The following is a 19,694-nucleotide window of genomic DNA, read 5'->3' as shown; positions in this document are numbered from 1 at the left end:
GGAAGACCGGAAGACCCGGCGGCGTCCGGCGGTGGCCGCACCGCGTTCGACGGGGTCATCCGGTCGGGCGTGGGCCCGTTCAGCGGTCTCTGGCCGGCGTCGAGCTTCTTGGCGAAGCCGCTGTCCCGGCGTCGTCGGCCCGCCACAGCAGCGCCGGCGTGAGCAGGTCCTGATACGGCTCGGCCTGGAATTGCAAGGGTGGGGCCATGTCGCCGAAGGACTCGCCGAACGCGCGCGGCGACTGTGCCGGTCCCAGCAGGACCTGGGTCGCCGACGACGTCGCCGAGGTCACCGCGGCCCAGGTCCGCCGCGTGATCGGGGACCTCATCGGCACGGGCCGCTGGAAGGCGGACGACCGCGACATCCTGATCGTCTTCGACGCCGGCTGTGACGCCCCGCGCATGGCCTACCTCCTGGAAGGACTGCCGGTGGAGGTCCTTGGACGGATGCGCACCGACCGCGTGATGCGCAAGCCCGTCCCGGCCCCCTGGATCTCACCCTCACGGGGCGGACGGCCGCCCAAGCAAGGCAAGGAGCTGCGCTTCGCCAAGCCCGACACCTGGGGCGAGCCCGATGCCGCGACGGTGCAGGTCACCGACCGCTACGGCACCGCTCGCGCGATGGCCTGGGACCGCATCCATCCCCGTCCGACCACCCGCTCTGCCTGGATCGACCACACCGGCGAACTCCCGGTCATCCAGGGCACGTTGATCCGCCTTCAGGTCGACCGCCTGCCCGGCGGCCACGATCCACTTCCCGTCTGGCTGTGGACGTCGGCCACCGGCTTGTCGGGCGAGGACGTCGACCTGCGCCGGCAGGCGTTCCTGTGCAGGTTCGACCTGGAACACACCTTCCGGATGATCAAGCAGACGCTGGGCTGGACCCGCCCGAAACTCCGCACGCCCGAGGCAGCGGACCGGTGGACCTGGCTGGTCGTCGCCGCCCACACCCAACTCCGCCTCGCCCGGCCGCCGGCCGCGGACCTCCGCCGCCCCTGGGAGAAGCCGGCCGAGCCCGGCCGACGCACCCCCGCCCGAGTCCGGCGGGGGTTCAGAGACCTCCGCCCGAACCTGCCCTGCCCTGCCCCACCCGTGCGCCCGAACCCGACCGGCCCGGCCCCGGCAGACCGCCCGGCTCGAAAGACCGACACCCCGCCACCCGCTACGACGTCGGCAAAACAGCCGGACGGCCCGGGACCATCAAGGAACGTGACCGGGTCAGATCCTGACGAGGGTCGTGCGAGATTCCGATTTCGACTCCACGGGTCAGGTCGCGGTGGGGATGTAGCGTGTTGCTGCGAGCTTGGCAATCGTCCGAAGTTTCGCGAAGTAGGAGGCGCAGTAAGCCGAGTTGATCAAGGGAACGATCTTGTCGAGGTCGGCGATACACGACCAGAGGTTGACGATGCCGTTGTCGTCGAGCCCGCCGTTCAGCTCCCTCTGGATGAGGCCGGCGACGTCGGCGTCCAAGAGGATCAGTTCCACACCCACAATGTCCACGCCGCGGAAACCGTCGGGGAACAGGGCACGCCGATGTTCCTCCGACAGCCGGGCGAGCCGGTCTTCAGGCTGTGCTCCGCTCATGCGGACGGCTGTCGTCTCTGCCGCGGACGGTGGGCGAACGAGCAGGGAGATGGCATCGAAGACAGCACGCACCATGGCGACGGCTTGGGCCTGCTGGAGAGCGGCACTTGTCACGGAGCCCTGCGTGAGCCGGTCTCTCAGCAGCCGGCTGCGGTCGAGTTCGGCGGCGAGGCCGACCGTGATGAGCCCCGCATCGGCGGCCCGCTCAATCAGGTGCCAGAGTGGCTCGTCGATGGCCAGACGCTCGGTGAGGACGTTCTCCAGGGCGAACAGGGAATGCGTGACGGCGACGGTGGCGAACTCGTACCGGTAGTAGGAGTGTCGGATGAGCTCGCGAGACGTTTCCAGCGCGCTCATAACGTACATCGACGCGCCGTTGGGCAGAACGAGGCCGGCCACCAGAGCGTGCATGTCCGCATAGTCGAGGACGACGTCGCGGGTACGCGTGTCCTGTACCGGCAGAGGGAACGGGCCGGGCAACGGCGGCAGGGTGGTCACCAGCGCAGTCTTGTCACCTGAAGGTCTCGGTGCCAACGGATTTGTTCGGGCCAGCGGCGACCCGGTGCTGCATGTCGCCACTGGCCCGGTCCGACCTTAAAGAACAAGCTCAGAAGCGGTGTCTGAACCTCCCGTGACGGTTCCACCGGCCCGGCCGTTGTCAGGCCATGAAGATCCGGCGCTTGACCGCTCCCCTTGGAACCTTCGCCGTGGCCACACTGTTCGCGGTGGCCCTACCCACCTGCGCCCATGCCGACGGCACCGACTTCGGCACCAGGAACGGCGACACCGCCGTCTCGGGAGATGCCGGCGGCATCCTCAACACCTACGGTGCATCGCCGGCCGGCGCTGCCGGCCGCTGCCTGGTGCCGCTGCCGGAAGGCGAGGGCATCGGCGGCCACCTGCTCGGCAGTCCCAGGGCTGCATGCAACGTCGCCCCCGTCGACCTGTTGCAGGCCCCGCAGAGACTTCTCTGAACCGCTCCCCGTGGCCCGTTTTTCAGGGACGCTGAGAAGATGCCCGCCGCGCTGACGGAAACGGCGGACCCCCGCCGTCACGGCGGGGGTCCGCCGTTGCCGCTGGAAAAGGGGAGCGGCATGAGCTATGTCCTTTGACAGCGAAGTTAGTCGTGTGCAGCGCGCTGACCTGGCCCGACTGGGTTGGGTGTCAACGGGGTGTTGCCGGCCAGGCGTGATGGCTCTTCAAAGATTTTCGTGAAGACGGTCAGGTAGACGTCCCGTTGACACCAGTCGGTGTTCGACGGCTGGCGGCACCGAGCAGCACGCGCTTCCGTAGCAGCCGGAAGCCGACGCGGCCCGCCTGCTGCCTCTTGATCGAGCGCCCTGTACGTCGACCTCTGATCACCGACCACTGTGCGGTCGTGAGTGTTCCGGGCGGTTCTCACCACCCGGAACACTCACGATGCCAGAGCAGCAGCGGGCTTACCTGGCGAGTTCGGCCAGTTCATCGAGCCGCGTCAGCTTCTGGGGATTTCTCATCAGGTAGATCCGGGTGACCCGCCCGTTCTCCACCACGAGGCTCACCGCGGTCGGCTCGCCGTCGATCTCGAACCGGCCCGCAGGCGCGCCGTTGAGCCACACGGTCGTCGTCTCGAAGGCGGCCACCACCTGGTTCGCGCGCGCGAGTACCGTCGCCACCAGTTCGGCCCCGTGGATCGGAGCCAGAGCGGCGGCCGCAAGCCCGCCGCCATCGGCGATCAGGACCACGTCCGGCGACATAACCTCCAGCAGCTCCTGCAACTGCCCGGTTCGCAACGAGGCCAGGAACCGCTCCACCACGGCCTGCTGTTCCGACCGGCTCACCCGTACCCGCGGCCGCCGGGCCGCCACATGCTCGCGGGCTCGCCGCGCGATCTGCCGCACCGTGGCTGCGGACTTCCCGATGGCCTCGGCGATCTCGCCGTACGGCATCTCGAAGACCTCGCGGAGCACGAACACCGCCCGCTCCGTCGGCCCGAGCGTTTCGAGCACGGTCAGCATCGCGATCGAGACGCTCTCCGCGAGCTCGACGTCCTCGGCAACATCAGGGCTGGTCAGCACCGGTTCCGGCAGCCACTCACCCACGTACTCCTCGCGGCTGCGCGACAGCGTTCGCAGGCGGTTGAGCGCTTGCCGCGTGACGGTCCTGACGAGGTACGCACGCGGCTCGCACACCTGCGACTGGTCGACGTCGGCCCACCGCAGCCAGGACTCCTGCAGCACGTCCTCCGCGTCGGCCGCCGATCCGAGCATCTCGTAGGCGACGGTGAACAGCAGGCTGCGATGAGCGACGAACGGGTCCTCGGCCATCATGACGTCGACGCTGCGCCGGAGTTCTGAGGGCGCGCGGCCAGTGGAATCTCGCAGGCATCGGAGAAGCCCTGCGATGAGATCCCGTTCGCATTGTTGTTCCTGGCCGCCATGTTCACGAAGGCGATGTACGCGGTGAGCTCGACCATCGCCGCCGCACCGAGCCGGTCGAGCAGGCTCGCGTGTATCTCGTCGGTGACGGTCGGGGGCGTGTTCGTCATGGCCTCGGCGTACTCGAGGACGTCCCGCTCCAGAGGCGTGAACACCTCCGACTCCCGCCAGCGGGGCACCTGGCTCGCCTTGGTCAGGTCCAGACTCTGGTTCTGCGCCTGGAAGTAGCCGACGTCGAGGCACCAGCCGCAGCCGACCTGGGACGCGACGGCCATGTGCGCGAACGACTTGAGGCTCGCGTCGGCCGCGTCCCACTCGCCCAGCTTGGCCGAGAACTCCAAGTTGGACGTGGCGACCTTGGGGTTGTGCCACACCACCTCGACGGGCTCGGCCACGGCGCCGAGCTGCTTGATCATGTTTTCGCTCATCTCGGTGCTGAGCTCGGCCTTCGGAACGCGGAGCGCCATGACGTTCTCCTCAGTAGATTTGCCTGTCTGGCTGTTCGGCATGAAGACACCGCCGGGCCCGCGAATGTGACAACCACCGCTACGCATAGATCGTCAGCACTGCAGTGCCTGGTCGTCCCGCACGACTGGGTTCACTGTCGTAGAAGCTGAAACGGCTGGGTTCGCTGTCAAAAGCCTCGGTTGGATGACAGAGGACACCCAGCAGGGTGACGGGCGGCCGAGGCGGGTGTCCCGTCTCAGCCGATCCGGTACCGGTCTCAAACGATCTGGTCCGATTCGCTCGTCGTCTCACTCGGTCTGGTCCGTCTGCGGGTGCCCCCGGCGAGGAGCGACGGCGTCCGCTGCTGTGCGTCAAGGCGGCGCAGCCACCGACCGGCATCGGCGGGTTCGGTCCTGCGCGACCGGTCACTGGACCAGTTCGATGTGGGGATGGTCCGGGGAGGAAGGGCAGGCGTGGAGTTGCAGGTTGTAGCCCCGGGCGATGTCGAGCTCGGCGGGGTTCTGCGATGGAGACAGCGAGAGAGGCGACGTGAGGTTCGCCCGGTCTTCTTCAGGGGCCCAGCTCTCGGTGTTCGCACTCCATTCGGAGCTGGCGATGGTCAGCAGTGGGTCAGCCTCGGTGCCGCATTCCTGGCAGCGCCGGGGCATGGGGTCGGTGAGACCCCAGCGGGTCCAGCCGCCGACCTTCCAGCCGGGGGCGACGGACAGCCGGCTCGCGTAGAACTCATCCGGAGCGACCGAGTAGGAACTGTCCACCGCCGTTCCGGCCGCCTGCCACCTGGTCCAGTCGCGCAGTTCCTGCCGCAGCTCCTTGCTCAGCTCCAAAGGGTTGGGGTATTCGGTGATCTGCTCCGGTGCGAGCAGGCACGGCTCCGGCAGGTAGCCGCGGAACTGTATCGCGGGCGGCTCGGGCGGTGCGTCGAGCACGTCGGTGATCTCGGCGGTGGACCGCCAGCGCAGCGCGGTCGTGGGGGTCGCCGGGTGGTCGAAGGGGCACCAGAGAACCTGGAGCAGATCGGCCGCGGACTGCCCGGGCGGGCGCAGGTCGGGGATGTCACGCACGTACAGCTGGGCCATGGGCAGCATGGCGACGGGGCCCTCGGGCCACGGGCGGCCGGCCTTGATCCGCTTCGCGATCGCCGCCTCCTCGGGTGTGTACCCGGCGGCCAGGGGGAGGCTGGGATCGCTGTGCGGCCGGGCGGCCAGTTCCGCCCGGATGCGCCGCTCCCACCGGACGTCATCCGGTGAGAAGGCCAGGCTCCGCCCGTACCGCACATGAGGTCCCGCGCAGTGGGGCCAGGGCTCGCCGGCGGGCCACAGCAGCGGGCCGCCGACGGAGCTGTCGTGCACGGACGGCGACCCCGGCCGCGGGTGCAGCCGGGTCGCCGTGCGCGCCAGCGGGGCCAGTTGAGGGAAGAGCGCGGTGACGTCGACCGGCTGCGGTGGGGTGGTGAAGATGGCGTTCACAGCGGTGATGCTGCCAGCAGCGTCTGACAATGGGCGTACCGATCCACGTCAGCTGACACCACACAGCTTCCCCGAGTCAGCAGACCGGCAGGAGTTGGCCTTCGGGACGCGAGCCGAGCCTTTGAGTATGCCCGGCCTGAGAGCCCCGTTGACAAGACGAGGTGGGCTCGCGCCCAGCACTTTGGGCATGAAGTGTTCACGACCCGGTGCACATCCGTCTGCACGGGTACCGAAGCGGTCTGCCGGTATGTGCAGGTCTGCCTGCGGCCACTGAGCGTCGGTCAGCGACCTGCCCAGATCAAAACCCGCCCCCGCATACCCGGACCACGGACCCGATCCGTGCCGCCCGGACACGGAACGGGCGCGGAACGGGCGCGGAGCCGGCGCCGAGCGGGCACGGAGCGGGCACGGAGCGGGCGCGGAGGCGGCAGCAAACGGAGCGAGCGCGGGCAGCCAGAACGCCCGATACCGTCCGGGGTGTTCGGCCGGCCGGGCCGGGGTCCTGGCATCAGGCCCCAGGCCCGCTCAGTCCACGGGAACGGTTCGAGGTGCCGCCCGCGCGCCACCGCACGTCCCCGCGCCGCCGGCGCAGTTGCCCCCGGCAGGCCCGGACAGCCCTCACACCTTCTGCCCGGCGCGTTCGAGCCGGCGCAGCAGCGGCAGCACACGGGTGTAGAAGATCTGCATCTCTTCCCGGGTCGGCCAGCCGGAGAAGATGAACTCGCTGATCCCGGCGGCCTTGTACTCGTAGAGATACGCGGCGACTTCCTCATAGCTGCCCACCACGCACAGGGCCGGCCCGCCGCGATACGCCACGGCACCGGAGAACAGCATGGGAGAGAGCCAGTCGGATTCCGCGGTCTCGGCCAGCTGGAAGGACGTCTTGACTGCCACGGAATCGGAGGAGGCCACGGCCTCTGCGATCCGTTTGCGGTGTTCCTCGTCGGGATCGCCCATCATCTGTGCGAGATCCGCCAGCGCTTCCGCGCGGGTCTCCCTCGCCAGCACATGCATGCGCGTTCCCACCCGGCCGCCCTGTGCCAGCACGGGCTTCGCCGCCGCGGCCATTCCCTCGGGAGTGTCGCCGTAGCGCAGCCAGCAGTCGCCGTGGTCGACGGCGGTCTGCTGTGCCACTTCGGATGCCCCGCTGATGTATATCTCGGGACGGCCTCCGCCCTTGTACCCCAGGCCGATCTCCGCGTCCTTGAGGCGATAGTGCTCGCCCTCGTAGGACAGCGGGGTCTCACCGCGCCAGAGTCCGTGGAGAACGTCCAGGAATTCGTTGGAGCGTGCGTAGCGCTCGTCGTGGGCGAGAAAGTCACCGTAATACGCCTGCTCGACCGGGGAGGCACCGGCGACCAGGTTGAGGGATATCCGCCCGTCCGACATCCACGAGACCGTGTTGACCACCTGGGCGAAGAGCGTCGGTGAGAGCAGTCCGGGGCGGTAGGCGAGGAGGAACTTGACGCGTCGGGTCTCGCGGACCAGGGCGCCGAGCATCGGGAGGGGATCAGGCATGTGGGCGCCGATCCCCATGAGGAGCGAATCCACACCCAGCTGGTCCGCTTCCTGTGCGAATTCGACGATCCCGTCGAAGTCGAGCCGGCCGACCTTGTATTTTCCCGACGCCTTCTGCTGCCCGCTGAGCGGCGAGTTCCAGTGCACTCTCAGCTCGTTCGAATCCGACCGCGGCTGGCTTGACAAGCGGCTGGCGTCCAAGATTTCACCTTCCGATCGCTCAAAATCTGACGCCCGGGCCGCGGTAGGCGAGAAACAGTCGGCCAGTGAACGGAAATCGGTCCTGGCGAATACCCGGGTGGTTCCCGAACGTGTTGTTCGCGCTGCCTCAGCCTCGCACGGGATGGGCCCGGTCAAAATAGGACCTAGGTCCCAGCCCCCCGGCGTGCCGACTGCGCACGTGACACCGCCCGCGCCACGTCGTGCGACGGAGTCTTTGCGCACAACGCCCGCAAGGCGCTCCTGCCGGGCTCACCGCTGATGACCATGAGCAAGGTGATCAACCAGCTGCGCCGGGTCGAGTACTACCGGTTCCATGTGGTCTTCCCCGGCGAGGAAGACCGGGGCCCCTTGGACCGGGGAGGACCCCGACCGCGAGATGCGTCCCGCCGTCGGCTTCCCGCTCACGCTCTGCCCGGCGAACACGCCGGGCAGAGCGCCCGCTGCCGCGAACCGGCAGCCGGGACGGCAAGGGGGATTTCGGCGGTCAGCCCGCCTCGGGACCGGCCGAGGGCCCGGCGCGCCTGCGCGCGGCCCGGACCTTCCGGTTCATCCCTGTTCGTGTCCCCCCTTTTTTTCGCGGGCACCTGCCGCGTGCCGGCGGGCCCGGCTGATCGTGGAGTCGATCGGGACGGTCCGTTCCACCCGGCCCACCGCATCGTCGTGGACCTGGACGTGTTCCCGCAGGTCCGTCCAGGTCTCGTCCGCCTCCCAGCGGGCGAACCGCTCGCAGACGGTCCGTCACGGCCCGTACCGCTCAGGCAGATCACGCCAGGGGGCTGCGGTCCGCAGCCGCCACAGCACCCCGTCGACCACCTGCCGGTGATCTTGCCGCAGGCGGACGGCCACGCCCGTCCGCCTGCGGCAACAAGGGCTCTGTCCGCTCCCACGCCGTGCCGGTCGACTCACCCCTACCAGTCACAAGATCAATTACCGGGCGGTCCCTGGCCGGAATCGGGCGCGGAGTTCGGCACGAAGAGGCTCAGCCGGTAGGTGGTCTGCTGCACCAGGCGCCCGCAGAGCATGTCCACCCGCACCGCCGTCCAGTCGATCTGCGTGTCCGAGGCTCGCAGACGGCGGAGGTGAGCACGCCATTGCGGCTCGTCCTGAGTCTCGAAGAGCACCTCCCAGCGACCCGCGTCAGGCGCGAAGCGAGCGGCCGCCCGCTGTGCCTGCTCCTGCTGCTGACGTTGCCTCTGACGTTTCCTCTTCCTCTGCCCCGGCACCGGTCCAGCATCGCTGAGCCCCACCACCGCAGCAAGGCCATTACCTGCTGCCCGGACCGGACCGGACCGGACCGGCCGGCATCAGCGGCTCGGTCCGGTCCCGCATCGCATCAGCGACCACTCACCGGACGGACACATCCGGTCGACCGGCCGGCGGATCAAGGAGACACGCTCTGGCCCGGCTCTAGCCCGGGTTGTGCGCACGCAGGCGGTCGGACCAGTTCACGACGAGCGGGACAACCTGGCCGGCGGCGAGGAAGAGGACTCCCATGACGAGCCAGCCCGGCTCGCCCCAGCCGATGCAGACCAGGCCGAGCAGCGGCGGGCCGACCGCGCCGGACAGGCCCTGGCCGATGGCGAACAGGCCCGAGTACTGGCCCTGTGCGTGTTCCGGGGCGAGGCCGAAGGACAGCTCGAACGAGGCGGCACTGTGCCACAGTTCGCCCACGGTGTGGACGACCACGCCGAGCACGACGACGGCCACGGCGATCCATCCGGGCGCACCGCCCGCCGCGGCGATGAGAGCGGTGGCCAGGAGGAACGCCGCCCCCGCGCGGCGCGCTGCCCGGCCGGCCGCGGCGTTGTTGTCCACACCGCGGCTGACCCGCACCTGCAGGCAGACCACCAGGGCGGTGTTGACCGCCACGCTGGCGCCGACGAACCATCGCGGCGCCTGGGTGTGCCCGATGATCCACAGCGGCAGGGCGAAGATCAGCACCTGGGTCTGGATGGACATGATGCCGTCCAGGACGGTGAGCACCACGTACGGTCTGTCCTTCAGGGCCAGCCAGCGGCCGCCCTGCGCCGGGGCGTCGAGCGGTGCCACGGACGGGACACGGGAGATGAGGGCCGCGGAGACGAGGAACGCGACGGCGGTGGCGAGGATGAGGCTCACGTACGCGGCCCTGGTGTCCAGCTGGACGGCGGCGCCGGCCGCGAGGGCTCCGCAGCCGAGCGCGATGTTGTTGAGGGCGCGCAGGTAGGAGCGGTAGCGGGTGGGGTTCGGGGCGCCCAGGGCGCGGGTCAGCGGGCCGCGGGCGGCCTGGCCGGCGGCGGTGGCGAGTTCGGCCACGCACAGGACCGCGATCAGCGAGGGGACCGAGCGCACGACCACCAGTGCCGCCACGGCGAGGGCCTGCACGACGATCGCGAGGCGGAAGACCTCGCGCGGGCCGCGCCGGTCGGCCAGGTGGCCCACGGGGATGCCGGCGGCGAGCCCGATCAGGGCGGCGGTGCCCAGGGCGAATCCGACCTGGGCGACCGGGAGGCCCACGGAGCGGGTGAAGAACAGCGCGGCCCCGGAGATGAACAGGCCCTTGCCGATCTGGTTGATGAAGGTCGCGGCGGCGAAGGCGCGTTTGGGACTCGTCTCGGGCAGGAGGCCCCGGGCCACCAGCCAGGCCGGCACCCCTCCCCCGGCGCCCGCCCCTTCCACCGTGACGGCCGCCGTGACGGCCGCCGTCCCTTCCGCCGTGACGGCCGCTGTCCGGGCCGTTGTCTGGGCCGGTTCGCTCCGCCGGCGCTGACTCGTGGTGTCCAACTGGCTGTCCCTTCGGCTCGGGTGATGACGTGTCCGGGTGCCCCCGTGCCGAGAACGCCGTCCGTCGCCGGCCGGGCCGGCGGGTGCTTTCCTCGCTCACGGGCGCTGCCCGGCACGGCTTGACGCACGCGGCTGCCGGTCAGGCGGACGTGTGGCGGGCGCCGCCCTCGACGTGGATCGTCTCGCCGGAGACAAAACCCGCGCGCAGGAGCCACATCACCGTCTCGACGACGTCGTCGGCCTCGCCGTGGCGTCCGACGAAGGTCCTGCCCGCGCTCGTGCTCAGCAGGGCGGCCTTCTTCTCACCGAGGCGGTCCCAGGCGCCCGAGTCCACGACACCGGGCGAGACGGCATTGACCCGTACCGGTGCCAGATCCGCCGCCAGATGGCGCGCGGCGTACTCGACCGCACCGTTCGTGACGCCCTTGACCAGTGATCCGGGCCCGGGGCGCCAGCCGACCACACCGGAGAACAGCACCATCGACCCGGCCGGCCGCAGGATGGGCGCGAAGTGCTTGGCCACCAGCATCGGGCCGACCACCTTCGCCGTGAACGCGGCCAGCAGCTTGTCGCGGTCCAGCTCGGTGGCGCGAACGTCGTGCGGCGCCGAGCCGGTCGTCACGATGTGGTCGATTCCGTCGTCCAGCCGCCTGGCCGCGGCCGCGAGCGTCGACTCGTCCTGCAGATCGACCCGCACCGCCGTCGCGCCGATCTCGCCCGCCAGCGCGTCGGCCGCGGCCAGGTCGCGGGCCCCGACGACGACCTCGTACCCGTCCTTGGCCGCACGCCTCGCCACGGCCGCGCCGAGCGCCCGCGCACCGCCGATGACCAGGATCCGTTCCATGTCCCGACTCCCTTTCGTAGGATCGGGTGCCACGGTATGGTTTTGATACCGGTATCTTCAACGAAACTGGGAGCGGCGATGGGCAAGGCGTACAACGTGATGGCAGCGACCTGCCCGAGCCGCACGGTGCTGCACCGTATCGGCGCCCGGTGGACCGTGTTCGTCGTCAACGCCCTCGACGAGGGCCCCCGCCGCTTCACCGAACTGAAGGGGCACATCCGGGGCATCACCCCCAAGACCCTCACCGAGACCCTGCGCTCCCTGGAAGCCGACGGCCTGGTCAGCCGCCACGCGTACGAGGAGAACCCGCCCCGCGTCGAGTACGCCCTGACACCGCTGGGCCGCTCCCTGCTCGTCCCGCTGCGCGCCGTGCGGCTCTGGGCCGAAGAACACGTCCCGGACATCGAGGCGGCCCGGTGCCGGCAGCCGGTTCTGTGACCCTGCACCCCGGCCGCCGGCCTGCACCCCGGCCGCGGCCGGGGCACAGGGGCCCGGCAGGCTCCTCACCGGCGATCACGCGGCAGGCTCCTCACGGGCGATCACGCGTCAGGTTCCCCACGGGCGATCACCCGACGCCGCGGCACCCGTACCGGCGGGCCGGGCCGGCACCCGCCCGGCAGCGGTGCGCCCGGCCTGCCGTGCGAGGCTGCCCCTGCCCGTACCCGGGCAGCCCCCTCTCCCGCTCCCCCTCCCGGTCCCGTCACCGGGAGGGCGCGGCCCCGGGACCGCCCCGGCAACGGCGCGGCCGGGGAATGCGGGCTCCTTCCCGCCCCCGGGGCAGTCCGGGGCCCCCGGGTACGGGCCGGAGTCCTCGAACTGCCCGCCGCCCGGGCCGGATCCGCCGGCCCGCCGCCGGTGACGGACCGGACCCGCCGGCCGGGGCACCGCGATCCGCCCCGGGCGGCGGATCCCGGGCCGCCGCCCCGCTCTGCGGGAGTGCGTTTCTCCCCCGCCGGCGGAAACCGGCCCCCGGCCCGCCCCGCCCCGGCCCGAAGGCGAAGGCCGGGGTGTCCCCCGCAGGAGTTCCGATGACACCAGGCGCCGCCCGCATGCCCGCGGGCCCCTGCGAAGGACGGCGATGACCGGACACGACCGGCCGGCTGCGGGCTTCGCCCGCGCCCAGGACGGCACCGCCCTGGCCTACCAGCACCACGGGCAGGGACCGCCGCTGGTGCTGCTCGCCGGGCAGGCGAACAACCACCACTGGTGGGACGGCGTGCGCGGGGACTTCCACACCGTGCGCTCCACCCTCACCCTGGACCTGCGCGGCACGGGCGACAGCGGCAAACCCGAGGGGCCGTACTGCGTCCGGCAGTTCGCGGACGACGTCGTCGCGGTCCTGGACGCGCTCGGTATCGCACGCGCCGACGTGTACGGCACCTCGATGGGCGGCCGGGTCGCGCAGCACCTCGCGATCCGCCACCCGCAACGGGTGGGCCGCCTGGTCCTGGGCTGCACCTCCCCGGGCGGTGCGCACGCCGTGGAACGCGACGCGTCGGTACGGCGCTCCCTCGCACAGCCGGACGCGCAGGCGGTACGCCGGGTACTGGCCGACCTGATGTACACGCCCCTGTGGCGGGCCGCGCACCCCGGCCCCTACCACACCCTGGGCGACCCGCGGATGCCGGCCCACGCGCGCCGCGGCCACCTCATCGCCAGCAACGGGCACGACGCCTGGAGCGAACTGCCGCGCATCGCGGCACCCACCCTGATCCTCCACGGCGGCCAGGACCGGCTGACCCCGCCGGACAACCTCGCGCTGCTCGCCTCCCGGATCCCCGGTGCCCGCACCCACCTCTTCCCGCACGCCCGCCACGCCTACTTCGAGGAGTGCCGAAACGAGGCGGGCAAACTGGTACGGCAGTTCCTCACCGGGGAAAACTGACGGCGAACGGCCATGCCCGCACCGGCCGGCACACACCCGGGCCGGACCGCGGCAGAGCGGGCGCACCGGGCCGGAGCAGGAATCGCGCTGCACGCGGCCGGGCCGCACCCCGACGAGCCGCGGCGCCCAGGACACACGCCGACAGCGGCCCCACGGCCGGCCGACGACGCGGCCGGCCGACCAGTGGGCAGGCGGGCGACGCGGCCGGGCGGCAGGCGGGCGGGCAGGCGGCAGGCGGGGCGGGCGGCGGGAGAGCGGGCGCACCGGGCCGGAGCAGAAATCGCGCTGCACGCGGCCGGGCCGCACCCCGACGAGCCGCACCCAGCACACACGCCGACAGCGACCCCACGGCCGGCCGACGACGCGGCAGGCCGGCGGGCGGGCAGGCGGGCGACGCGGCCGGGCGGCAGGCGGGCGGGCAGGCGGGGCGGGCGGCGGGAGAGCGGGCGCACCGGGCCGGAGCAGGAATCGCGCTGCACGCGGCCGGGCCGCACCCCGACGAGCCGCACCCAGCACACCCGCCGACAGCGACCCCACGGCCGGCCGACGACACGGACGGCCGGCGGGCGGGCGACGCGGCAGGCCGGCGGGCGGGCGGCGCGGCCGGGCGGCAGGCGGGCCGGGCGGCCGGCGGGCAGGCCGGCGGGCGGCGCGGCCGGGCGGCCGGCGGGCCGGGCGGCCGGCGGGCGGGCCGGGCGGCAGGCGGGCGGGCCGGGCGGCCGGCGGGCGGGCCGGGCGGCCGGCGGGCGGGCCGGGCGGCAGGCGGGCAGGCGGGCGGGGCCGGAGCGGGAATCGCGCTGCGCGCGGCGGTGCTCCGGCTCCCCCGTGCCCGTGCGGCACAGGTGCCCGAAAAGAGGATCCCGCTGCGGGCCGCTCAGGAAGCGAGGCCGACGTGCTGGGCGTAGAGGGCGGCCTGGGTGCGGCCGGTGGCGCCGATCTTGAAGTAGATGCTGCCGAGATGGTTCTTCACGGTCTTCTCGGATATACCGAGCCTGCGGGCGATGAGCCGGTTGCTCAGCCCCCAGGCCAGCAGGCGCAGCACACCCCGCTCACGCGTGGTCAGGGCGTCCCCGGCGGACAACACGTCCTGCCCGGGGGCGGGAACGGGCGCCGCAGCGGACACAGCCGCCTGCCCGGGGACGGCCAGACCGGCATGGCGGGCGTAGAGGGCGGCCTGGGTACGGTCGGTGGCACCGATCTTGAAGTAGATGCTGCCGAGATGGTTCTTCACGGTCTTCTCGGATATACCGAGCCTGCGGGCGATGAGCCGGTTGCTCAGCCCCCAGGCCAGCAGGGGCAGCACATCCAGCTCCCGGCAGGTGAGTCTCGCGGCCGGTTCTTCTTCCACGTCTAGCCTCCTCCTTGCTTCTCCCCAAGGACATGCGGAAAGAGGGCCGTTGCCGGCAACGGATGATGACGCTGTGTCAGCAGACTGCAGGCAGCAGCGCGGTGCGCAGCCCCTGCGCCAGGAACCTAGGACGCCCGACCGCCCGGGCCGCCGCCGCTACGACTTCCGTCACACGCCGGCGCGCTCAAAGGCACATCCGGCCGTGCGCCGCCGTTGCGGCGGCCCGCCCTCCCCCCATATGATTCCTTCGAGAAGGTTTTTTTAAGGAGGAGGCGGGATGCAGGACAGGGCCCAGCGGACCCGCGAGCGCATTCTGGACGCCGCCGCCGAGGAGTTCGCCACGCACGGCCACGAAGGCACGACACTGCAGGCGGTGGCCGACCGGGTCGGCATGACCAAGGGCGCGGTGTACGGGCACTTCACCTCCAAACAGGCGGTCGCGGCCGCGCTCGAGGCATACGGCGCCCTGGCCCTGTCCGCCCTGCACCCCGACAGCAGAGCACCGGACCCGGTGGACACACTGCGCCGGCTCGTCGGCGAGTTCGGCGCACGGCTGCGGTCGGACATCCGGCTGCGCGCGGCACTGCGGCTGCACGCCTCACACCCCACCGCGCAGCCGCCCACCGTCCTGTCCGACCTGCTCCGGCACACCAGCGAGACCGTACGGGCCGCCCAGGAAGAAGGAGCAGCCACCGCCGACCACCCGCCGCACCTCATCGCCGGCTGCCTCCTGACACTCGCCTGCGCCGGCGCCGGCGCGGCCGCCCCCGAAGAACTGCGCCCCCGCCCCCGCGACGCACAAGAAGTCACCGACATCGCCCTGAAACTGCTCAACACCCCCTGAAGAACCGCCACCCCGGTTCCCGCCCTGTCCACCCAGGCGCGCCGGCCACTCACCCGGCCCGGACACAGGAGTACCGCCCGCCATGCCCCCTGCACCCATACGTGTCGTGATCGCGGACGAACAGAGCCTGCTGCGCGAGTCCCTGTGCGCGCTGCTGGACACCGAGCCCGGCGTCGAGGTCGTGGGCCAGACCGGCCGCACCGCAGAACTGCTCCCCCTGGTCACCCGCACCCGCCCCGACCTCGTGGTCCTCGACATCCACATGACCACCGCCGACAACCGCGAAGCCCTCGTCAACCGCCTCCTGCACGGCATACCCGCCTGCCACGTACTCGTCCTGTCCATGCTCGACCAGCCACGCCTGGTCCAGTCCCTGCTCGACCTGGGCATCCACGGCTACCTCCACAAGAGCATCGGCTACAACGCCCTCATCGACGCCGTCCACGCACAACGCGAAACCCGCGCCTACCGCACCGTGACCCTCCCCCTGCACCCACGCCCCCCACACACCAACCGCACCGACCCCACCACCGGACCAGACCTCTCAGCACGCGAGATAGAAGTCCTCAGCCACGCAGCAGCAGCCCTGAGCAACCGCCAGATCGCCGCCCGCCTCGGCATCACCGAAGGCACCGTCAAACGCCACCTCAGCAACATCTTCGACAAACTCGACGCCGTCAGCCGCCTCGACGCCGTCAACAAAGCCGCCCACATGCGATTCATCCACCCCGACCACACCCACACCCACACCCCACACCCCCTACGCATAGCCACCTGAACACACCCACACACCACCCACCCCAACCCCCGAACCCCGAACCGGACCCACCCCCGAACCCCGGGACAACACCCGGACACCGGACAACCCCACCCCCCAAACCCGCCCCCGGACCCCGGACACATGATCACCGCACGAGCAGGCACCACCCCGAAACACCCGCACCGGACCCCGCCAGAACATCTGCCACGAACAACAACAACAACAACCCCTCCCGGAAGGAACTGACGAAATACGGGGGTCCGGTAGGAACGGACCAGAGAACCGGTGTTGCTGTCAGAAGTTTTGACAGCGTGTGATTTCAGTTGTCGGCCCGGAGCGTGTTGACGCGGTTTGCGTACTCGCGGCGGGCCTTGCGCTGTGTCGGGATCGCCGTGGCGTTGCCCAGCGGCTGGCAGCGGCCGAGGAGTTGGCGGTGGACCTCCGGCTCGGTGCTGACCCGCAGGGTGTAGCCCTGGCCGCGCCGTACGGTCACGCCCTGGTCGAGCGCGGCCCGCTCGGCGGGCTCCAGCTCGGCGGCGCGGAGGAAGTCCGCGACCTTGCCCGGCATGCCGAGGACGACCGGCAGTTCCAGAGCCGGAGCGCCTTGACCGACGGCCGTGTATTCGGGCAGGAGGCCGGCGACTGCGGTACGGATGGCGCCGCGGCTGACGTCGTGGTCGCGGGCGAGGGCCGCGATGGACCGACCCTCCAGGTACGCGGTGCGAACTGCGTCAGCCTTCGCGGCAGGGACGGCCGGGCGGCGCCCGCCCTTGTCGCCTTTCGCCTCGGCGGCCCGCAGCCCCTCGTGCGTCAGCTCCCGCTGGAGGTCACGCTGGAGTTCACCGGCGGCGGCGAGGGTCTGCACCATGAACTTCACGGTGGACAGCAGTTCCCCGGTGCGGGGGTGGCGTGCGGTGAGGTCCATCGCGGAGAACGCGCCGTCGTGGATACGCAGCGCCACCTGGTCACGATGGAGGACATCGAGCACGTCGAGAATGTGCCCAGTGCCGCGCACCAGGCGGAACATCTCGGAGATGTGCACGGTGTCGCCCAAACGCGCGTACGTGAGCAGCTCACCGAACTTCGGCCGCTCCAGCGGGTGGAGGCGGCTGGAGGTTCCGGGCTCCTCCTCGAAGACGATCGGCTCCTCGATCCCGGCCTCGTCCAGGACGAGGTTCTGCCGGGCGGTCGACTGCCGATCGGCCGACATCCTCTTGCAGACCAGATTGGCCACGCTTCCTCGCTCCTTGCCGGCGCATCGGACCCAGGTGTCATCAGACCCTGTCATCAGCCGTCATCGGATCTGATCGGATTCGCGCCGCCAACGAGCCCCGAAAAGCCCGGGTTCGTCGGACGCCCGCCGCGCCTGTCGTCATTCGATCGTTTTCCGACACTCGAACGATGCTGCCCGCGGCGCAAGCCAGGGCGGGGAGGGTGATATGCCGGAACGAAAGACCGGCGTCAAGTCTCCGTTGCCCCTGGAGGGCGGCTGACGGGGCATCGGGTGCACCGTCGCGGGAAGCGAGTGCGCTCCGCGTGCCATGCCCGTGAACGTCCGGGCGTGTCCAGATCGATCAGGAATCGAGAAGCACGGTTCACGGAGCCGCCTCTAGCCTGCCCACCATGGACATCACCATTCACGCGACTTCTCTTCCGCACGACGACCCGGACGCGTCGCTCGCCTTCTACCGCGACATCCTCGGCTTCGAGGTCCGCAGCGATGTCGGGCAGGGCAGGATGCGCTGGATCACGGTCGGCCCGGCCGGTCAGCCGGGCACGTCGATCCTTCTGGCGCCGCCTGCCGCCGATCCCGGCATCACCGAGGACGAGCGCCGCACGATCACCGAGATGATGGCCAAGGGCACCTACGGCTGGATCCTGCTGGCCACCCCGGACCTCGACGCCGTGTTCGAGAAGGTGCAGGCCGGTGATACTGAGGTCGTCCAGGAGCCGACCGAGCAGCCGTACGGCGTCCGCGACTGCGCGTTCCGCGACCCCGCGGGCAACCTGGTCCGTATCCAGGAGCTGCGCTGAGCCGTGCAGGTATCGATGCGGCCGTGCGGGCCGGCCTCGCGGCCTCCCATAAGCCACGCGGCGGCGCACCGGAGCGAAAGTGCCTGCCCCGCCGGTCGCCCGCCGGGGCCGCGTCCGGGTCCTCGTCGAACCGGTCATGAGCCCGGGCTCCGTCCCGCTGCTGTCCGGCAGTTGCTCGACCGGCGGCTGGTCGAGTCCGGCGGGCCGGTCCACACCACCGAGCGTCCGGGTGCCCGCCGAGGCGGGCACCCGGACGCTCGAAGGCGCCGATGGAAATGGAAGATGAAAGACGAAGGGGAGGGGTCTCATGTGTAAGCCTGAATGGCGGCGTGCGCGCGTGCAGGCGCAGCGTCTGGCTGATCTCGCGCGGCTGCGCCGTGTCCGCGACCGGATCGACAGGGAATACGCGCAGCCGCTGAACGTGGAGGCGCTCGCCCGTGATGTGAACATGTCCGCCGGGCACCTGAGTCGGCAGTTCCGGGCCGCCTACGGTGAGGCGCCGTATACGTACCTGATGACGCGTCGCATCGAGCGGGCGACGGCGCTGCTGCGGCGGGGCGACCTCAGCGTCACCGAGGTCTGCTTCGCGGTCGGCTGCGCGTCGCTGGGAACGTTCACCACCCGCTTCACCGAGCTGGTCGGCATGCCGCCCGGGGCCTTGCGGCGCCAGGCGGCAAAAGCGGCGGCCGACCATGCCGATGCGGCGGGTACGACCCGCGATGCGGGGCCGGCGATCAAGGTGGAGGGGATGCCGGCGTGCGTGGCGAAGCAAGTCTCAAGACCGGTCAGGAATCGAGAAGCCCCGGCCGCCGCGCAGCCCCTAGCGTGATGGTCATGGCAACCACCACTTCCACCGCAGCCCGCACATCCCTCGCGTCCGTCACCCTTGAGGTGGCCGACCTTGAGGCCGCCCGCCGCTTCTACAGCGCCTTCGGCGTGGACACGCACATACGCCTGCGGGCGTCCGAGGCGCACTCCACCGGATTCCGCGGCTTCACCCTGGCGCTCACGGTGACCGGGCCGGCCACCGTCGACAGCTTCGTCAGCGCCGCCGTGGACGCCGGCGCCACGGTGCTGAAGCCCGCCGAGAAGTCGCTGTGGGGCTACAGCGGCGTCGTCCAGGCCCCGGACGGGACAATCTGGAAGATCGCGACCTCGGAGAAGAAGAACACCGGCCCCGCCACCCGCGAGATCGACGCGGTCGTCCTGCTGATCGGCGTCGAGGACGTGAAGGCCACCAAGCAGCTGTACGCCGGCCGGGGCCTGACCGTGGCCAAGAGCTTCGGCGGCAAGTACGCCGAGTTCGCCCCCGGTCAGACCAGCCCCCTCACGCTGGCGCTGTACAAGCGCCGCGCCCTGGCCAAGGACCTCGGCGTCCCCGCCGACGGCACCGGCTCGCACCGCATCGTCCTCGGCAGCACCGCCGACGCCTTCACCGACCCGGACGGCTTCGCCTGGGAGACCGCCGAGCCGCTCGCCGCCACGCCGTCCTGACTCCCGACCCTGTCCTACCGATTGACCGGCGAACACACGCCGACCTGA

General features: G+C 71.2%; 19 protein-coding genes and 3 pseudogenes. 10 read left to right on the top strand and 12 right to left on the bottom strand.

Features of this window, described 5'->3' with window-relative positions:
- Window positions 1–79 precede the first annotated feature (79 nt).
- Window positions 80–292, bottom strand: a complete 213-nt coding sequence (locus ACFYW8_RS34395) for a hypothetical protein (RefSeq protein ID WP_389087393.1) — start codon at window positions 290–292, stop codon at window positions 80–82.
- Between ACFYW8_RS34395 and ACFYW8_RS34390 the strand changes: the two are divergent.
- Window positions 273–1,228: pseudogene (locus ACFYW8_RS34390) on the top strand (transposase); the annotation flags it as partial. The gene ACFYW8_RS34395 and the pseudogene ACFYW8_RS34390 sit on opposite strands and share 20 nt — an antisense overlap.
- A 37-nt stretch (window positions 1,229–1,265) precedes the next feature.
- On the opposite strand, the gene ACFYW8_RS34385 reads toward ACFYW8_RS34390, so the two are convergent.
- Window positions 1,266–2,081: a hypothetical protein gene (locus ACFYW8_RS34385; protein ID WP_389087132.1), complete on the bottom strand. Its 816-nt coding sequence runs from the start codon at window positions 2,079–2,081 to the stop codon at window positions 1,266–1,268.
- A gap of 182 nt (window positions 2,082–2,263) precedes the next feature.
- On the opposite strand from ACFYW8_RS34385, the gene ACFYW8_RS34380 reads away from it, so the two are divergent.
- The gene (locus ACFYW8_RS34380) at window positions 2,264–2,557 is read left to right on the top strand and encodes a hypothetical protein (protein ID WP_389087127.1); all 294 of its coding nucleotides are present in this window, start codon (window positions 2,264–2,266) and stop codon (window positions 2,555–2,557) included.
- 465 nt (window positions 2,558–3,022) lie between these two features.
- Here the strand turns inward: ACFYW8_RS34380 and ACFYW8_RS34375 are convergent, their stop codons facing one another.
- From ACFYW8_RS34375 to ACFYW8_RS34360, 4 genes are all read right to left on the bottom strand, one after another.
- Window positions 3,023–3,889: an RNA polymerase sigma-70 factor gene (locus ACFYW8_RS34375; protein WP_389087122.1), complete on the bottom strand. Its 867-nt coding sequence runs from the start codon at window positions 3,887–3,889 to the stop codon at window positions 3,023–3,025.
- Window positions 3,889–4,467 (bottom strand): carboxymuconolactone decarboxylase family protein, encoded by a 579-nt coding sequence (locus tag ACFYW8_RS34370; RefSeq protein WP_389087118.1) that lies wholly within the window; start codon window positions 4,465–4,467, stop codon window positions 3,889–3,891. The genes ACFYW8_RS34375 and ACFYW8_RS34370 overlap by 1 nt, the downstream gene beginning before the upstream one ends.
- Window positions 4,468–4,872: 405 nt before the next feature.
- Window positions 4,873–5,934 (bottom strand): hypothetical protein, encoded by a 1,062-nt coding sequence (locus ACFYW8_RS34365; protein WP_389087115.1) that lies wholly within the window; start codon window positions 5,932–5,934, stop codon window positions 4,873–4,875.
- 618 nt (window positions 5,935–6,552) lie between these two features.
- Window positions 6,553–7,599, bottom strand: coding sequence for an LLM class flavin-dependent oxidoreductase (locus ACFYW8_RS34360; RefSeq protein WP_365880205.1), 1,047 nt, complete (start codon window positions 7,597–7,599; stop codon window positions 6,553–6,555).
- A 243-nt stretch (window positions 7,600–7,842) separates the two neighbouring features.
- Between ACFYW8_RS34360 and ACFYW8_RS34355 the strand changes: the two are divergent.
- Window positions 7,843–8,136: pseudogene (locus tag ACFYW8_RS34355) on the top strand (mini-circle protein); the annotation flags it as partial.
- Here ACFYW8_RS34355 and ACFYW8_RS34350 read toward each other — a convergent pair.
- From ACFYW8_RS34350 to ACFYW8_RS34335, 4 genes and pseudogenes are all read right to left on the bottom strand, one after another.
- Window positions 8,124–8,593 (bottom strand): annotated as a pseudogene (locus ACFYW8_RS34350) (IS5 family transposase); the annotation flags it as partial. The pseudogenes ACFYW8_RS34355 and ACFYW8_RS34350 sit on opposite strands and share 13 nt — an antisense overlap.
- Before the next feature lie 4 nt (window positions 8,594–8,597).
- Entirely contained in the window at window positions 8,598–8,795 is a 198-nt protein-coding gene (locus tag ACFYW8_RS34345) for a hypothetical protein (RefSeq protein WP_389087107.1), read from the bottom strand.
- A 286-nt stretch (window positions 8,796–9,081) separates the two neighbouring features.
- The gene (locus tag ACFYW8_RS34340) at window positions 9,082–10,437 is read right to left on the bottom strand and encodes an MFS transporter (RefSeq protein ID WP_389087101.1); all 1,356 of its coding nucleotides are present in this window, start codon (window positions 10,435–10,437) and stop codon (window positions 9,082–9,084) included.
- 139 nt (window positions 10,438–10,576) lie between these two features.
- Entirely contained in the window at window positions 10,577–11,281 is a 705-nt protein-coding gene (locus tag ACFYW8_RS34335) for an SDR family oxidoreductase (RefSeq protein ID WP_365880215.1), read from the bottom strand.
- A 78-nt stretch (window positions 11,282–11,359) separates the two neighbouring features.
- Here ACFYW8_RS34335 and ACFYW8_RS34330 point away from each other — a divergent pair, with 78 nt between their 5' ends.
- Window positions 11,360–11,719 (top strand): helix-turn-helix domain-containing protein, encoded by a 360-nt coding sequence (locus tag ACFYW8_RS34330; protein WP_365880217.1) that lies wholly within the window; start codon window positions 11,360–11,362, stop codon window positions 11,717–11,719.
- A gap of 640 nt (window positions 11,720–12,359) precedes the next feature.
- Complete coding sequence (locus tag ACFYW8_RS34325; RefSeq protein WP_389087092.1) at window positions 12,360–13,166, top strand: alpha/beta fold hydrolase; 807 nt, start codon at window positions 12,360–12,362, stop codon at window positions 13,164–13,166.
- An 874-nt stretch (window positions 13,167–14,040) separates the two neighbouring features.
- Here ACFYW8_RS34325 and ACFYW8_RS34320 read toward each other — a convergent pair.
- Window positions 14,041–14,514, bottom strand: a complete 474-nt coding sequence (locus ACFYW8_RS34320; RefSeq protein WP_389087087.1) for a LuxR C-terminal-related transcriptional regulator — start codon at window positions 14,512–14,514, stop codon at window positions 14,041–14,043.
- A 277-nt stretch (window positions 14,515–14,791) separates the two neighbouring features.
- On the opposite strand from ACFYW8_RS34320, the gene ACFYW8_RS34315 reads away from it, so the two are divergent.
- Window positions 14,792–15,358, top strand: a complete 567-nt coding sequence (locus tag ACFYW8_RS34315) for a TetR family transcriptional regulator (protein WP_389087083.1) — start codon at window positions 14,792–14,794, stop codon at window positions 15,356–15,358.
- A gap of 82 nt (window positions 15,359–15,440) precedes the next feature.
- Window positions 15,441–16,136: a LuxR C-terminal-related transcriptional regulator gene (locus tag ACFYW8_RS34310; protein WP_389087077.1), complete on the top strand. Its 696-nt coding sequence runs from the start codon at window positions 15,441–15,443 to the stop codon at window positions 16,134–16,136.
- 301 nt (window positions 16,137–16,437) lie between these two features.
- On the opposite strand, the gene ACFYW8_RS34305 is transcribed toward ACFYW8_RS34310, so the two are convergent.
- A complete protein-coding gene (locus ACFYW8_RS34305) occupies window positions 16,438–17,352 on the bottom strand; it encodes a recombinase family protein (RefSeq protein WP_389087073.1) in 915 nt (304 codons plus the stop codon).
- Window positions 17,353–17,741: 389 nt separating this feature from the next.
- On the opposite strand from ACFYW8_RS34305, the gene ACFYW8_RS34300 reads away from it, so the two are divergent.
- The 3 genes from ACFYW8_RS34300 to ACFYW8_RS34290 all read left to right on the top strand — a co-directional run bounded on the left by ACFYW8_RS34300 (window position 17,742) and on the right by ACFYW8_RS34290 (window position 19,646).
- Complete coding sequence (locus ACFYW8_RS34300; protein ID WP_365880229.1) at window positions 17,742–18,152, top strand: VOC family protein; 411 nt, start codon at window positions 17,742–17,744, stop codon at window positions 18,150–18,152.
- A 307-nt stretch (window positions 18,153–18,459) separates the two neighbouring features.
- Entirely contained in the window at window positions 18,460–18,981 is a 522-nt protein-coding gene (locus tag ACFYW8_RS34295; RefSeq protein WP_389087066.1) for a helix-turn-helix transcriptional regulator, read from the top strand.
- On the top strand, window positions 18,981–19,646 hold the full coding sequence (locus ACFYW8_RS34290; protein ID WP_389087061.1) for a glyoxalase: 666 nt from the start codon (window positions 18,981–18,983) through the stop codon (window positions 19,644–19,646). The genes ACFYW8_RS34295 and ACFYW8_RS34290 overlap by 1 nt, the downstream gene beginning before the upstream one ends.
- Window positions 19,647–19,694: the final 48 nt, after the last annotated feature.

The organism is Streptomyces sp. NPDC002742, from assembly GCF_042888885.1.
Taxonomy (GTDB): domain Bacteria; phylum Actinomycetota; class Actinomycetes; order Streptomycetales; family Streptomycetaceae; genus Streptomyces.
This window is presented reverse-complemented; position numbering and strand designations above follow the sequence as displayed.